We start from the raw sequence: 14,823 nt of genomic DNA, 5'->3' as shown, positions 1-14,823 counted from the left end.
CAATGTGACATACTACTGGCCATGGTGGCGACGGGAAGGTCCCCCGACGTGGTCGTCGTGGGCGCCGGAGTGGTCGGGGCGGCGTGCGCTTACTACTGCGCGGCCGCGGGCCTGCGCGTCGCGGTGCTCGACCGCGGCGGTGTCGCCGGCGGGACGACCAGCGGCGGCGAGGGCAACATCCTCGTGTCGGACAAGGAGCTCGGGCCGGAGCTCGACCTGGCGCTGCTGTCGATCCGGCTGTGGGCCCGGCTGGGGGAGGAGCTCGGACCCGCTTCGCTGGAGCTGGAACACAAGGGTGGCGTGGTCGTGGCGCAGTCCGCGGACGCCGCCCGGGGCTTGGCGGAGCTGGCGGCGGAGCAGCGCGCGCGGGGTGTTTCGGTCGACGACCTGACACCGGCCGAGGTCGCCGAGCTGGAGCCGAACCTGACGCCGGACGTCGCTTCCGGCGCGTATTACCCGCAGGACAAGCAGGTGCAGCCGATGCTCGCGGCTGCTTCGCTGCTGCGTCAAGCGCGTCGGCTCGGTGCCGAACTGCACCCGGGGGTCGAGGTCCGGGCGTTCCGGCGCCGGGCCGACGGTTCGGTCGGCGGGGTGCTCACGTCGGCCGGCGAGTTCTCCGCGCCGTGGGTGGTGAACGCCGCGGGCACGTGGGGCGGGGACGTCTCGAAGCTCGCGGGTGCCCCGATCCCGGTGCTGCCGCGGCGCGGGTTCGTGCTGGTCACCGAACCGCTGCCGCGCGTGATCCGGCACAAGGTCTACACGGCCGACTACGTCGCCAACGTCTCGAGCGGCGACGCCGGGCTGGAAACTTCGGTGGTCGTCGAGGGCACGCAGGCCGGCACGGTGCTCATCGGTGCGAGCCGTGAACGCGTCGGGTTCGACCGGCAGTTCTCGCTGCCCGTGGTGCGCAAGCTGGCGGCACAGGCGATCGGTGTTTTCCCGTTCCTCGCCGACGTTTCCCTGCTGCGCAGCTACCTCGGCTTCCGGCCGTACTGCCCGGACCACCTCCCGGTGATCGGCGAGGATCCGCGGCTGCCGGGGTTGGTGCACGCGTGTGGTCACGAAGGGGCGGGTATCGGTTTGGCCGCGGCGACGGGACACCTGATCGCGCAGGTGGCGACGGGTGTGGAGCCGGAGCTGGACTTGACGCCGTTCCGGGCGGACCGGTTCGAGGAGGTCGCGTGAGCGAGCGCGTGAAGTTTTCCTTCCGGGGCCAGGAGATCGTGGCGGAAGCCGGGCAGAGCGTGGGCGCCGCGTTGATCGCCGCCGGCCACCGGTCCTGGCGGACGACGCGCCGCGATGGCGCGCCGCGCGGGGTGTTCTGCGGGATCGGCGTGTGTTTCGACTGCCTGGTCGTCGTGAACGGCAAGCCGGGGCGACGCGCGTGCCTGACCGAGGTGCTGCCGGGTGACGTCATCGAACCGCAGGAAGGAGCGGGCCGTGGTGAGCTTTCCTGCTGAGGCGGCGGAGATCGCGGTCCTCGGGGCCGGCCCGGCCGGGCTCGCCGCGGCGGTGACAGCCGCGTCGGCCGGCGCGCGAGTGACGCTGGTCGACGCCGGCGCGCGCGTGGGCGGGCAGTTCTGGCGCCACCGCGAAGGCGACGCAGGTGTGGGCCACCACGACTGGCCGGCGCTCGTGCGGCTGCGCGCGGGACTGTCCCGAGTGGACGTTCGAGCGCGGCACGCGATCTGGCACGTCGAGCGTACGGACAGCGGCTTCACGGTGCACACCGACCGCGGTGAGGTCTCCAGCCGTACGGTGATCGTGGCGACGGGCGCGTACGACCGGCAGGTGCCGTTTCCCGGCTGGACGCTGCCGGGCGTCTACACCGCCGGTGGTGTGCAGGCGCTGCTCAAGGGCCACGGCGTGCGCGCGGGGAGCCGGGTCGTGGTGGCGGGGACGGGTCCGTTCCTGCTGCCCGTCGCCGCCGGGCTGGTCGAGGCGGGCGCCGAGGTGGCGGGGGTGTTCGAAGCCGGTTCGCCCGCCGGGTTCGCCCGGTCGCCGCTGGCCGTGCTGGCCAACGCCGGCAAGCTCGCCGAAGGCGCCGGGTACCTGAAAACACTGCTGCGCCAACGAGTTCCGTACCGCACGCGCACCGCGGTCGTCGCCGCCCAGGGCGCGGACGGGGTCGAGAGCGTGACGGTCGCGTCGCTCGATCGGCAGTGGCGGATCGTGGCGGGCAGCGAGCGGACGGTCGCGTGCGACACCGTCGCCGTCGGCTACGGCTTCACGCCCCAGCTGGAGCTCCCGTTGCAGCTGGGCTGCGAAACCCGCCTCGGCGCGGACGGCAGTCTCGTCGCCGTCGCGGACGACCAGCAGCGCGCCACCACGCCTGGTGTCTACCTCGCCGGTGAGGTTTGCGGAGTCGGCGGATCGGCGCTGTCGCTGGTGGAGGGTGAGCTGGCGGGCCTGCACGCGGCACTCACCACGGTGGGTGCCGAGCCGAACCGGGACACCGTCGCGCGCTTGCTGCGGCAGCGCAAGTCGTTGCGCGCCTTCGCGAACGCGATGCACGCCGCCCATCCCGTGCGACCCGGGTGGCAGACGTGGCTCGACTCCGAGACGCAGGTGTGCCGCTGCGAAGAGGTGTCCGTCGGCACTGTTCGCAGCGCGGTCAAGGACTTGGGCGCCACGGACGCGCGGACGGTGAAGCTGCTCGCCCGGCCGGGGATGGGTCTGTGCCAGGGCCGAGTCTGCGGCTATGCGACGGCCTGCCTCGTCGCCGCCGAATGCGGCCGTGAACCGACGGCCGCCGACCTCGCCGGGGTCGCGGCGCGGCCGATCGCCCAGCCCGTGACGCTCGGGGACCTCGCGCGTGGCTGACCTCGAACTGTCCGAAGAGGACAACGCGATGCTCGCCGGCGAGCACGGCGAGGCGGCGAAACTGTGCCTGCGCATGGTCATCGCGCTCGCGCAGGTCCGGGGCGCCACGCGGCTGCTGACGGTCGAGTCCGCCCACGTCGACGGCTGCCTCTACCACGGCCAGGCCGGCCTGGACTTCGTCGAACGGCTGGGAGAGCTCGGCGGCCGCGTCGCCGTGCCGACCACGCTCAACGTCGGCTCGCTCGACCTGCGCCACCCCGACCTCGTGCACGCCGATGCCGAAACGACCGCCAACGCGCGCCGCCTGATGGCGGGTTACACCGCGCTGGGCTGCGCGCCGACGTGGACCTGCGCGCCGTACCAGCTCACGCACCGCCCGGCGTTCGGCACGCACGTGGCGTGGGCGGAGTCCAACGCGATCGTGTTCGCCAACTCCGTGCTCGGCGCCCGCACCGACCGCTACGGCGATTTCCTCGACATCGGCGCCGCCATCACCGGCCGCGTGCCCGACGCGGGCCTGCACCGGGACGGCAACCGCCGCGCGACGATCCGGCTCGACTGCGCGGCCCTGTCCCGGCGGCTGCTCGGCGAGGACGCGGCGTGGGGCGTGCTCGGCCACCTCGCGGGCCGGCTCGCGGGCAGCGGGGTGCCGGTGCTGACCGGTGTGCCCGCGACCGTCACGGAGGACCAGCTGAAGGCGTTCGGCGCCGCCGCGGCGTCGAGTGGGGGAGTGGGGCTGTTCCACGTAGTCGGCGTGACGCCGGAGGCGCCGGATCTCGCGGCCGTCGCGTCGCCGAACCTCGTGACGCACGCGGTGGACGCGGACCAGGTGCGCGCCATCCGCGACGAGCTGACCACCGCCCACGGCACGGACCTCGACGCGCTGTGCCTGGGCACGCCGCACTTCTCGCTCACGGAGTTCGAGCGCCTGGCCGCTCTGCTCGCAGACGGCGGGCCGTTCCACCACGCCGTGCGCGCCTACGTGACCACGAGCCGCGCCGTGCTCGCGGAAGCCGATCGGCTCGGTTACGCGGAAACCGTGCGCTCCGCCGGGGCGCGCATCGTCGTCGACACCTGCACCTACATCACGCCGATCCTCGACGCCGGCCTGCGCACGGCGATGACGAACTCCGGCAAATGGGCGTGGTACGCGCCCGGCAACATCGGCGTGGACGTGGCCCTCGGCTCGCTCGCCGAATGCGTCGCGTCGGCGCGGGCCGGCCGGATCGTGCGGGACGAGGCGCTGTGGGCGAGCTGACCGGACGCACCGTGTTCCCCGGCGAAGCCACCGGCGAGCCGCTCGTGCTCGACGCGCCCCTGTCGTTCTGGGGCGGCACGGACCTGTCCGGCCGCATCGTCGACGAACACCACCCCCAGCGCGGCGCCACCCTCACCGGCCGCGTCCTCGTGCTGCCGCGGGCGCGTGGCTCCAGCTCTTCGTCGTCGGTCCTGGCCGAGCAGATCCGCAGCGGCACCGCGCCCGCCGCAATCGTCCTCACCGAACCCGACGCCATCCTCATGCTCGGCGCCTGGGTCGCGGCCGAGCTGTACGACCTGCGGTTGCCGATCGTCGTTCTCACCTCGCAGGACTACGCGCGGCTCGCGGTCTGTCGCGGCGCGGTGGACGTCAGTGCGGGTCCGGAAACCGCGACGATCCGACTCGGCTGACGGCTGGGCCCAACGCGTTCACCGAGGGTGGGGGCGGCTTTTGTGCGGCCTGCGCCCGGGCGATCGCGGTGCCGTTTCCCGAGGGCGGTCACCGTCCGCTCCGGTTCAGGCATCCGCGATGGCCGCCGTGCGGAGGTGACGCACCGCGGCTTCCGACGCCGAGCCCGGTTCCGCTGTGTAGAGCGTGAGGAACTGGTCCGCGTCGTCCAGCACGCCGAGCAGTTCGTACGCCAGGGTGAACCGGCCCGCCACCGGATGGTTGAAGCTCTTGGCTCCGTAGGTGTGCTGGTGCACGTCGTGATCGGCCCACCGGCCGCGGAAGTCCTCGCTCGCGGCCGATAGGTCCCTGATCAGGTCCGCCAGCAGCGGGTCGGCGGGGTAGCGGCCCTGGTAGAGGCGCAGGTGCGCGACGGCCTCGGTCGCGCTGCCCGCCCAGTCCACCAGCACGCTGCGCGCCGCCGGGTCGGTGAAGAGGAACCGCACCATGTTGCGTGACGGTCCGGGCAGGGCTTCCCAGTCCGTGTACAGCGCGCGGGCCGGCCGGTTCGCGGCGAGCACGTCCATCCGGCGGCCGAGGACCATCGCCGGGAGCGGCTCGTGGGCATCGAGGATCCGGTGCACCGACGGCCGCACCCGCTGGGGCGGAACCGAGCGCCGCGCCGGGCGAGTGCTCCCGGGGCGCACCAGCGCGAACAGGTGCGCCCGCTCCGTGGCGTTCAGCCGCAGCGCGCGGGCCACCGCGTCGAGCACCGAATCGGACGGGTTGATCCGGCGGCCGCGCTCCAGCCGCACGTAGTAGTCCACGTTCACCCCGGCCAGCCGCGCGACCTCCTCGCGCCGCAGGCCGGGGACGCGGCGAACGCCGGCACCCGGACCCAGCCCGGCCTCGGCCGGGGTGACCCGGGCGCGGCGCGAGCGCAGGAACTCGCTCAGCTCGTCGTCCCGCTCCATGCGCCCGAGCCTAGAGCGAAGCGAGAACCAGCCGCCCGCTTACCTCCCGGGCGTCGATCCGCCGGTGCGCTTCGCGGGCCTCGGCGAACGGCAGCGTCGTCACGGGCAGGCTGATCTTCCCCTCGGTGAACAGTGGCAGCACCGCCCGCGCGGCAGGCACGGCCGGTGAGGTGTCGGCGGCCAGGTAGCCGCCCACGTTGAACCCGATGACGCCGATGTTGCCGCCCCACACCGCATTCGAGTCGAGCGCTGCGCCGTGCTCGCCGCCCGCGTTGCCGACCGCGAGCAGCCGGCCCATCGGACCGAGCACACCGACGGAGGCCCGCCGCACGTCGCCACCCACCGGATCGACGATCACGGTGAACCGCTCGTCTCCCAGCGCCTCGGTGAACTCACCGGAGAGGACCACCCGGTCGAACCCGAGCGCGAGCGCCGCGTCGATTTGCTCGGCCCGGCGCACGGTGCCGACCACCTCGTTCGCCCCGAGCAGCCGCGCCACCTCGGGGTAGACCGACGACAGTCCGCCGAGCGCGCCGTGCACCAGCACCTTGCTGCCGACCGGCGGGCGCACCGCCTCGGTGAGGGACAGGTACGCCGTGACCGTGTTCGCGAACCCTGCGACGGCCTGTTCGCGGCTCACACCCGTGCCCGCCAGCGGCACCACCAGGTCGGCGGGCGCGACGGTGACCTCCGCGTATCCGCCCATCCGCGGCAGGGTCAGCGTCGCCACCTCGTCGCCGACAGCGAACCGGTCGACGCCCGGGCCCACGGCGCGCACGGTGCCCGCCACCTCGAGCCCGGGCACCACCGGTGGTCGTGGCGCGTAGTCGTAGTCGGCCAGTTCGCCGCGACGGATGATCGCATCGACCAGCCCGACGGCCGAGTGGGACACGGTGATACTGAGTTCACCAGGCCCCGGGACGGGCTCGGGGACCTCGGCCGGCTCGATGACGCCGGGGTCGCCGTACGCGGTGATGAACATGGCCTTCATGGGTGCGTTCCTCCTGGTGTGGCTGGGATCCACGACCGAGGCTAATGACGCGCGAGGCCCGATCCGGCGCCCAGAGGGGACCTGTCAGGCCCCCTCTGGCCCGGAATTCCACGGCCCGGTCCGGACCAGGCCCGAACCGTCGGTCAGCGCTGGACGCGCACCACCCCGTCCTGCACCACGGCCGCGAGCCCGGTCGACGGGTTCGCCAGCACGTCGAGGTCCTCCAACGGGTTCGCCCGCGCGAGCACGACGTCACCCCGGGCGCCGGGCGCGAGTGTGCCCACCGTGCCGACCTGGCGCAGCAGCTCGGCCGCGACCGTGGTGGCCGAGCGCAGCACCGCGGCCGGCTTCTGCACCTTGGCGCGCAATGCGAACTCCTCCGACTGCCGTGCCTGCATCGCGCCCAGCAGGTCACTGCCGTAGGCGATGCGGACACCGGCGGAGTCGGCGAGCTGCAACGCCTGGTAGCCGTTTTCCGTCACCCGCACGACCTTTTCGTACTGCTCCGCCGTGAAACCGAGCTCGCGGCTCTGCTCCAGCAAGGCCTGGTAGGTGATCAGCGTGGGCACGTAGAACGCGTCGTGGGCGAGGAACAGGTCGACCGACGTCGCGTCGAGGAGGTTGCCGTGTTCGATCGTGCGGACGCCGAGGCGCAGCCCGCGGTTCACGGCGTCGGCGGTGTAGGCATGGCCCGCCGTGTAGAGGTTCGCCGCGGCCGCCTCCTCGACGATCGCAGTCACCTCCTCGTCGGAGAACTGCAGGGAATCCACGCGGTCGGTCGGGCTCGCGCAGCCGCCGGACAGCATGATCTTCAGGTGGTACGCGCCGCGGCGGATCTCGTCGCGCGCGGCGCGGCGAACCTCATCGACGCCGTCGCACACCCGGCCGAGCACCGGGATCGCGTAGTGCTGGTCGTGCACGTCGCGCCCCGCCGGCCGCAGGTCACCGTGCCCGCCGGTCTGGGACAGGGCCTTGCCGCCGAAGAAGATGCGCGGACCGGTGAACAGGCCTTCGGCCACGGCGGCGGCGATCCCGAAGTCCGCGCCCCCGACATCGCGGACGCTCGTGAAGCCGCGCGCCAGCATGTCCTTCAGCAGGTGCGATGCCTGCGCGGCCACGTACGCGGGCGACTCGTCGGCCACCGTGCCGAGCGCCGCGCTCACGGCGTTCACGTGCACGTGGCAGTCGATGAGCCCCGGCACGGCGAACAGCCCCGTGCCGTCCAGCTCGCCGGCCCCGACCGGACCGCCGGGATCGGCTTCGACAGCCGTGATCCGGCCGCCGGTGATGCGGACGACCTGCTCGCCGGTCACCTGCTCGGACTCGGGATCGACGACACTGACCTGCCGGACGCTGAGGTCGGCGGACATGCGGGCACCTCCAGAGGGTTCGCGGGGTTCAGCCACGTCCGATCGTCTCCTGCCCGATCGTTTCGAGCGAGCGGCCGGTGGTGCGCTGGCCGAACACGGCCACCACCCCGGCGCCGATCACGAGCAGGACCAGCAGCATGGTGAACACACCGCCGAACCCGACGTTGCTGTAGGAGAAACCGATCACGATCGGCGCGATGATGCCGCCGATCCGCCCGACCGCCGACGCGACGCCGAGGCCGGTGGTGCGGATCATCGTCGGATAGATCTCGGACGTGTAGGAGTACTCGAGCGCCGCGTTGCCGTTCATGAAGAACGACAGCACGATGCCCCAGATCAGGATCTGCGTGCTGTTGCCCGCGAAGGCCAGCCCCAGAGCGCCGAGCGCACCGCCCGCCAGGTAGATCACGATCGTCCACTTGCGCTCGATGCGCTCGCTCACGAACGCGGCCGAGTAGTAGCCGGGGATCTGCGCGAGGTAGATGAGGATGGAGAACAGGAAGCTCTTCGAGATGTCGAAGCCCTGCTTCACCAGCAGCGACGGGATCCAGGTGAAGAAGCCGTAGTAGGTGAAGATGGCGACGAACCAGTAGACCCACGACGTGATCGTGGTCTTGCGCAACCCGGTCGACACCAGCGCGCGCAGGTTCGACGCGATCGTGCCCGAGGACACCTGCACGTCTTCGTCCTGTGTGGACGGTACCGGGGGCGGCAGCGGGCCGACGCGGGCGCTCACCTGGCGCTCGATGTCGGAGACCACCAGCTCGGCCTCTGCGACCCGGCCGTGGACGTGCAGGAACCGCGGCGACTCCGGCAGCGAGCGGCGCCACCACAGCAGCATCACGATCGGCACGGCCGTGAGCACCTGGACCCAGCGCCAGCCGTGAGGCACGTCGCTGACCACGAAGTAACCGAGCAGGCTCGCGAACACGTAGCCGAACGCGAAGAACCCGGCCAGGGAACCGATGTAGCGCCCGCGCACGCGCGAGGGCACGAACTCCGACAGGTAGGGCGCGATGATCGCGCTCTCCGCGCCGGTGCCCATGCCCGCCACGACACGCGCGACGAACAGCACCGCGAAGTTCGGCGCGGCGGCCGCGACGAGGCTCGCGGCCGCGTAGAGGATGAGCGCGCTGACCATCACCGCGCGCCGGCCGATCTTGTCGCCGAGCACCCCGGCGCCGAACGCGCCGAAGAGGAATCCGATCAGCAGGCTGCTGCCCAGGATGCCGGTGGCTCCGCTGGAGAGCCCCCATTCGGCGGTGACGGAGGGGAGGATGAAGGCGACGATCGCGCCGTCCATCGCGTCGAAGGTGTAGCCGAGGCCGCCCGCGAAGAGCAGCTTGTAGTGGAACCGGGAGATCGGCAGGCGTTCGAGCCGGGCCGCCAGCACGTGCGACGTGAGCTTCGGGGGCGCGCCGGTCGTTTCTGACATGGAGCCTCCCACGATGGGGGACGAGGTCAGGCCACTGTACAATGTCACATGACACATGGCACGATGAATTTCCGACCGAGTTTCGGGCTCGGCTCCGGTCGACGGCGCTGAGTAACATCGACTTCGTGGAGGGCTTGATGACGGGGCGCGAAAAGCCGTGGCACGGCGTGCTGGTGGCGGCGGCACTCCCCTTGCGGGAGACCGAACCGGGTGCGCTGACGGTCGATTTCGACGCGTACGCCGAGCACGTCGCGTGGCTGGCCGAGAGCGGTTGTGACGGGGTCACGCCCAACGGTTCGCTGGGGGAGTACCAGACGCTGAGCGTCGAAGAGCGCACGCGAGTGGTCCGCACGGCCGTCGAAGCGGCGCCCGAGGGCTTCACGGTGATGCCGGGTGTCGCGGCGTACGGCGCGACGGAAGCGCGGCGCTGGGCCGAGAGCGCGGCGGAGGCGGGCTGCCCCGCGGTGATGCTGCTGCCGCCCAACTCCTACCGGGCCGACGAGCGCGCGGTGGTCGAGCACTACCGCGAGGTCGCGAAGGCGGGCGTGCCGATCGTCGCGTACAACAACCCGTTCGACACCAAGGTCGACCTCGTGCCGGAGCTGCTGGCCGAGTTGCACGCCGAGGGCCTGATCGTGGGCGTGAAGGAGTTCTCGGGCGACGTGCGGCGGCCGTACCGGATCGCCGAGCTGGCACCGGAGCTCGACGTGCTGTGCGGCGCCGACGACGTACTGCTGGAGCTGGCGATCGCCGGTGCGCCCGGCTGGGTCGCGGGTTACCCCAACGCGTTCCCGAAGGCCACCAGCGAGCTGTGGGCCGCCGCGTCGGCCGGCGACCTGGACAAGGCCGTTCCGCTCTACCGGCTGCTGCACCCGTTGCTGCGCTGGGATTCGCTCACGGAGTTCGTGCAGGCGATCAAGCTGAGCATGGACATCGCGGGCCGCTACGGCGGGCCGTGCCGTCCGCCGCGGGTGCCGCTCACGCCCGAGCAGGAGAAGGCCGTCCGCCAGGCCACCGAACGAGCGCTCGAGGAAGGGCTTTCCTAGACCATGCGTGCCAAGCGGCTGTTCCACGCGGTCGACTCCCACACCGAGGGGATGCCGACCCGCGTGATCACGGGTGGGGTCGGCGTCGTGCCAGGTGCCACGATGTTCGAGCGACGGCAGTACTTCGTCGAGCACCTCGACCACATCCGGCAGCTGCTGATGAACGAGCCGCGCGGGCATTCGGCGATGAGCGGCGCGATCCTGCAGCCGCCGACGCGTCCGGACGCCGATTGGGGCGTGCTGTTCATCGAGGTGTCGGGCTGCCTGCCGATGTGCGGGCACGGCACCATCGGCGTCGCGACGGTGCTGGTCGAGACGGGCATGGTCGAGGTCGTCGAGCCGGTCACCACGATCCGGCTCGACACCCCGGCCGGGCTCGTCATCGCCGAGGTCGCGGTCGAGGACGGCGCGGCGCGGTCGGTGACGATCCGCAACGTGCCGTCGTTCTCGGTCGGCCTCGACCGCAAGGTGGCCGTGCCGGGGCTCGGCCGGGTGCGCTACGACCTGGCTTTCGGCGGCAACTTCTACGCGATCGTCGAGCTCGAGGAGCTCGGGCTTCCCTTCGATCGCGCGGAGAAGCAGAAGCTGCTCGACGCGGGACTGTCCATCATGGACGCGATCAACTCCCAGGATCTGCCCGTGCACCCGGAGAATCCCGCGATTTCCGGGTGCCACCACGTGTATCTCGCCGCGCCCGGTTCCGACGCGCGGGTTTCGCGCCACGCCATGGCCATCCACCCGGGCTGGTTCGACCGTTCGCCGTGCGGCACCGGCACGAGCGCGCGGATGGCGCAGCTGCACGCGCGCGGCGAGCTGGCGCTGCACACCGACTTCCGCAACGAGTCGTTCATCGGCACGCACTTCATCGGCCGGCTGGTGGAGGAGACGACGGTGGGCACGGTGGGCGCCGTCGTCCCGACCATCACCGGCCGGGCGTGGCTCACCGGTACGGCGCAGTACTTCCTCGACCCCGACGACCCGTTCCCGGCGGGGTTCGAACTGTGATCGAGGTACTGGCCGCGCGGCCGTCGATGCCCGCGGCGATCGCGGCGTTGCGTGCCGCGTTGGCCGACGGCCTCGACCCTTCGGCGGACCCGGCCCGGGCCGTCGTTCCGGTGCCGAGCGGGCAGTTCCTGCTGATGCCGGCGTTCTGGGCATCGTTCGCCGGGGTGAAGGTGGCGACGGTCGCGCCCGGAAATCCCGCCCGTGACCTGCCGCGGATCCAGGGCGAGTATCTGCTGCTGGACGGGGCGACGTTGACGCCGCTGGCCTTGCTCGACGGGGTCGCGGTGACGTCTGTGCGGACGGCGGCGGTGTCGGCGCTGGCCGTGGACTGCCTGGCGGCGCCGGACGCGTCGCGGCTGGTGGTGTTCGGGACCGGACCGCAGGCGGCGAGCCACCTCGAGGCGCTGCGGGAGGTCCGGCCGGTGCGCGACGTCGTGGTGGTGGGGCGTTCGGCCGCGCGCACTGAGGCTTTCGCGACGGCTTGGGGCGCGCGGGTCGGCACCGCGGCGGACGTGGCTTCGGCGGACCTGGTGGCGTGCTGCACTACTTCGTCGACGCCCTTGTTCGACGGCGCCTTGGTTCCGGACGGGGCGACGGTGGTGGCGGTCGGTTCGCACGAACCGCACATCCGCGAGGTCGATGCCGGGCTGATGGGCCGCGCCACGGTGGTCGTCGAAGCGGTGGACACCGCCCTGCGCGAGGCCGGCGACGTCGTCCTGGCGGTTTCCGAAGGGACACTGGCGCCAGACGCGCTGGTGCCGCTGTCCGATGTGGTCCGCGGGGCGGCGCTGCCCCAGCCGGGGCCCCGGCTGTTCAAGAGCGTGGGAATGGCGTGGGAGGATCTGGTGGTCGCCGCCACCACCTACGAGGCCGCCCGGGGAGAGTCACGTTGACCAGCCAGGAGCACCTCACGCTGACGCTGCCCACCTTCGGCGTCCAGCGGAACCTGCGCGACCAGATCACGCAGACGCTGCGCGCCGCCGTCATCTCCGGCGAGCTGCGCCCCGGCGTGGTGTACTCGGCGCCCAGCCTCGCCACGCAGTTCGGCGTCTCCGCGACGCCCGTGCGCGAGGCGATGCTTGACCTCGTCAAGGAGGGCTTGATCGACACGGTGCGCAACAAGGGTTTCCGCGTCACCGAACCGTCCGAAAAGGACCTCGACGACCTCAGTGAGCTGCGTGCCCTCATCGAGGTGCCCACCGTCCGTCGGCTCGCCGAGACGGGCGTCGACCCCGCCGTGATCGCCGAGCTGCGCCCGCTGGCCACCGGCATCGAACACGCGGCCGCCGCGCACGACCTCATCGCCCACGTCGCCACGGACATGCAGTTCCACCTGCGTCTGCTCGAACAGGCGGGCAACCCGCACCTGGTCGAGACCGTCCGCTCCCTGCGCTCCCGCTCCCGCATCTACGGCCTCCGCGGCCTCGCCGACCGCGACGAGCTCGTCCCTTCGTCCCACGAACACGCGGAACTCCTGGACCTCATCGAAGCCCGCGACGCGGACGGCGCGGAAGCCTTGATGAGAAGCCACATCCGGCACGTGCGGGGGATTTGGGCCGAGTGAACGTCAGTACCGCCAGGTGATGACGTCCGGGCCGACGGGCTCGAGGTGACCGGTACCCACCTGGACACGTTCGAGCCCGGCAAGCCCGGTCACCGCACGGAAACCCTGATCACTCCCCGGAAAACCGCTGCTCCAGCTCATTCACCTCGGGCAGCCCGATGAGCGTCGTGAACTCGTCGAACGTCGGCACGCCCGGCAGGGCGGCCGTGGGGGTGCCGTCGCGGTGGATGACGTCCAGCAGGGAGCGGATGCCGGCCGTCGCGGCGAGCAGGGTGCCGATCGGGTAGAGCACGAGGGAGAAGCCGAGTTCCGTGATGCGCGAGAGCGGCAGCGGCGGCGTCCGGCCGCCTTCGGCCCAGTTGAACACCAAGGGCGCCACGCCGCGCAGCTCCGTGGCCACGCGCTCGATGCTCTCCTCGCTCGTCGGCGCTTCCACGAACAGCACGTCGGCGCCCGCGTCGGCGTAGGCCTTGGCGCGGCCGAGGGCGTCGTCGAGACCGTGGACGGCGGCGGCGTCCGTGCGGGCGATGAGGACGAAGTCCGGGTCGCGCCGGGCGGCGGCGGCCGCGGCGATCTTGCCGACCATCTCCTCGCGCGAGATCACGGCCTTGCCCGACATGTGGCCGCACTTCTTCGGCATCACCTGGTCTTCGAGGTGGATCGCCGCGACGCCGGCCTGTTCATACGCCCGGACGGTGCGCACCACGTTGATCGCGTTGCCGTAGCCGGTGTCGGCGTCCGCGATCACGGGCACGTCGACCGCCGAGACGATGCGCGTCGCGTTGTCGATCATCTCCGCGGCGGAGAGCAGGCCGACGTCAGGGCGTCCGATGAGCGACGCGGTGGTGCCGAAGCCCGTCATGTACACGACGTCGAACCCGGCCTGCTCCACCAGCCGGGCCGAAAGCGCGTCGTACGCCCCGGGCGCGACCAGCGGCGGGCCCGCGGCCAGCAGCTCGCGCAGGCGCTTGCGCGGGGTTCCGGCGGTACCGAGCAGATTTCCCACGGAATTCCTCCTTGTATACATCCAGAGCAAAACTACGCCCAACGTCTTGCGTCGAACAAGACTCCAGCCTAGATTGCACACAATCTGCGAGACGAGGTGACGGGTGACACAAACAGCGACCTCAACCACGCGCACGGTGGACGCCCTGCGCGAGCTCATCCTGCGAGGCGACTTCCCAGCCGGTTCGCGGCTCGGTGAGGTCGAGCTGGCCGTCCGGCTCGGCGTGAGCCGGACCCCGGTCCGCGAGGCGCTGACCCGCCTCGCAGCCGAAGGACTCGTGGAGCTCGTCCCCAACCGCGGGGCCCGCGTGAGTCAGTGGAGCGTCGAAGAGCTGGAAGGGATCTTCGACCTGCGCACGCAGCTTGAACCCCAGCTCACCGCGCTCGCCGCCCCGAACGCGAGCGACGCGGACCTCGCGGCGCTCGACGAGCTCGCCGCGCACATGGTGGAGGTCGGACACCCCGGACCCGGGCAGGACCTCGACGCGCTGGTGCCCCTCAACCGCGAGTTCCACGCCAAGCTCGTGGCGCTCGCCGGGCACCCGGCGCTCGCCGGAGCGCTCGCGACCGCCGTCCACGCGCCGGTCGTGCTGCGCAACTTCCACACCTACGACGAACAGTCCCTGCGGCGCAGCCTCGCGCACCACGTCGAGATCGTCGCCGCCCTGCGCGCCGGCGACCCCGACTGGGCACGGGCAGTGATGACCGCCCACATCCGCAACGCCCGCACCGTGATGGTCCGGGCCGCCAAAGATCAGGAGAACCGTTGACTCATCTCCTCGGCCACACCACGACGGCCAGCTCGTCCCCCCAACAGCAACCACAGCGCGAGATCGCGCCGGCGTCTCGCTCAGGCGGTGCGATCGGCCCCCGGCCGATCCCGCCCCCCCCACCCGACCCCCCCCCAAATCCGCTGGCTCCCCCCCCCCCGCAACCGGGGCCCCAAACACCACCACCCCAACCAG

The 14,823-nt window shown here is 72.0% G+C and carries 15 protein-coding genes; 10 read left to right on the top strand and 5 right to left on the bottom strand.

Features of this window, described 5'->3' with window-relative positions; translation table 11 throughout:
* Positions 1-21: 21 nt before the first annotated feature.
* The 5 genes from AB0H62_RS50135 to AB0H62_RS50115 are packed head-to-tail and all read left to right on the top strand — an operon-like array spanning position 22 to position 4,491.
* Positions 22-1,185 carry an FAD-dependent oxidoreductase gene (locus AB0H62_RS50135; RefSeq protein WP_220239014.1) on the top strand — a complete coding sequence of 388 codons (1,164 nt, stop codon included), beginning with the start codon at positions 22-24 and terminating at the stop codon, positions 1,183-1,185.
* Positions 1,182-1,460: a (2Fe-2S)-binding protein gene (locus AB0H62_RS50130; protein ID WP_220239015.1), complete on the top strand. Its 279-nt coding sequence runs from the start codon at positions 1,182-1,184 to the stop codon at positions 1,458-1,460. Before AB0H62_RS50135 ends, AB0H62_RS50130 begins: the two co-directional genes overlap by 4 nt.
* Entirely contained in the window at positions 1,444-2,823 is a 1,380-nt protein-coding gene (locus AB0H62_RS50125; RefSeq protein ID WP_360592902.1) for an FAD/NAD(P)-binding oxidoreductase, read from the top strand. The genes AB0H62_RS50130 and AB0H62_RS50125 overlap by 17 nt, the downstream gene beginning before the upstream one ends.
* A complete protein-coding gene (locus AB0H62_RS50120) occupies positions 2,816-4,081 on the top strand; it encodes an aconitase X catalytic domain-containing protein (protein WP_360592901.1) in 1,266 nt (421 codons plus the stop codon). The genes AB0H62_RS50125 and AB0H62_RS50120 overlap by 8 nt, the downstream gene beginning before the upstream one ends.
* Positions 4,069-4,491 (top strand): DUF126 domain-containing protein, encoded by a 423-nt coding sequence (locus AB0H62_RS50115; protein WP_360592900.1) that lies wholly within the window; start codon positions 4,069-4,071, stop codon positions 4,489-4,491. The genes AB0H62_RS50120 and AB0H62_RS50115 overlap by 13 nt, the downstream gene beginning before the upstream one ends.
* 105 nt (positions 4,492-4,596) lie before the next feature.
* Here the strand turns inward: AB0H62_RS50115 and AB0H62_RS50110 are convergent, their stop codons facing one another.
* The 4 genes from AB0H62_RS50110 to AB0H62_RS50095 form a co-directional block, all read right to left on the bottom strand.
* A complete protein-coding gene (locus AB0H62_RS50110; RefSeq protein ID WP_360592899.1) occupies positions 4,597-5,442 on the bottom strand; it encodes a helix-turn-helix transcriptional regulator in 846 nt (281 codons plus the stop codon).
* Between the two features lie 10 nt (positions 5,443-5,452).
* A complete protein-coding gene (locus tag AB0H62_RS50105) occupies positions 5,453-6,433 on the bottom strand; it encodes a zinc-binding dehydrogenase (protein ID WP_360592898.1) in 981 nt (326 codons plus the stop codon).
* A gap of 143 nt (positions 6,434-6,576) precedes the next feature.
* Positions 6,577-7,803, bottom strand: coding sequence for an amidohydrolase family protein (locus tag AB0H62_RS50100; protein WP_220239020.1), 1,227 nt, complete (start codon positions 7,801-7,803; stop codon positions 6,577-6,579).
* A 28-nt stretch (positions 7,804-7,831) separates the two neighbouring features.
* Positions 7,832-9,238, bottom strand: a complete 1,407-nt coding sequence (locus AB0H62_RS50095; RefSeq protein WP_220239021.1) for an MFS transporter — start codon at positions 9,236-9,238, stop codon at positions 7,832-7,834.
* Positions 9,239-9,375: 137 nt separating this feature from the next.
* Between AB0H62_RS50095 and AB0H62_RS50090 the strand changes: the two genes are divergently transcribed.
* Genes AB0H62_RS50090 through AB0H62_RS50075 form a run of 4 tightly spaced genes read left to right on the top strand, consistent with a single transcriptional unit; the run spans position 9,376 to position 12,853 of the window.
* On the top strand, positions 9,376-10,284 hold the full coding sequence (locus AB0H62_RS50090) for a dihydrodipicolinate synthase family protein (protein ID WP_220239022.1): 909 nt from the start codon (positions 9,376-9,378) through the stop codon (positions 10,282-10,284).
* A 3-nt stretch (positions 10,285-10,287) separates the two neighbouring features.
* Positions 10,288-11,289, top strand: coding sequence for a proline racemase family protein (locus tag AB0H62_RS50085; RefSeq protein WP_360592897.1), 1,002 nt, complete (start codon positions 10,288-10,290; stop codon positions 11,287-11,289).
* The gene (locus AB0H62_RS50080; protein WP_360592896.1) at positions 11,286-12,182 is read left to right on the top strand and encodes an ornithine cyclodeaminase family protein; all 897 of its coding nucleotides are present in this window, start codon (positions 11,286-11,288) and stop codon (positions 12,180-12,182) included. The genes AB0H62_RS50085 and AB0H62_RS50080 overlap by 4 nt, the downstream gene beginning before the upstream one ends.
* Positions 12,179-12,853 carry a GntR family transcriptional regulator gene (locus tag AB0H62_RS50075; RefSeq protein ID WP_360592895.1) on the top strand — a complete coding sequence of 225 codons (675 nt, stop codon included), beginning with the start codon at positions 12,179-12,181 and terminating at the stop codon, positions 12,851-12,853. The genes AB0H62_RS50080 and AB0H62_RS50075 overlap by 4 nt, the downstream gene beginning before the upstream one ends.
* Positions 12,854-12,962: 109 nt before the next feature.
* On the opposite strand, the gene AB0H62_RS50070 is transcribed toward AB0H62_RS50075, so the two are convergent.
* Positions 12,963-13,859 (bottom strand): oxaloacetate decarboxylase, encoded by an 897-nt coding sequence (locus AB0H62_RS50070; RefSeq protein ID WP_255637777.1) that lies wholly within the window; start codon positions 13,857-13,859, stop codon positions 12,963-12,965.
* Between the two features lie 103 nt (positions 13,860-13,962).
* On the opposite strand from AB0H62_RS50070, the gene AB0H62_RS50065 reads away from it, so the two are divergent.
* Positions 13,963-14,628, top strand: a complete 666-nt coding sequence (locus tag AB0H62_RS50065) for a GntR family transcriptional regulator (protein WP_220239025.1) — start codon at positions 13,963-13,965, stop codon at positions 14,626-14,628.
* The last annotated feature ends 195 nt before the right edge of the window (positions 14,629-14,823 follow it).

The organism is Amycolatopsis sp. NPDC050768 (genome assembly GCF_040654155.1).
GTDB lineage: Bacteria > Actinomycetota > Actinomycetes > Mycobacteriales > Pseudonocardiaceae > Amycolatopsis.
The sequence above is the reverse complement of the archived record's forward strand: the minus strand, read 5'-3'. Positions and strand labels throughout refer to the sequence as shown.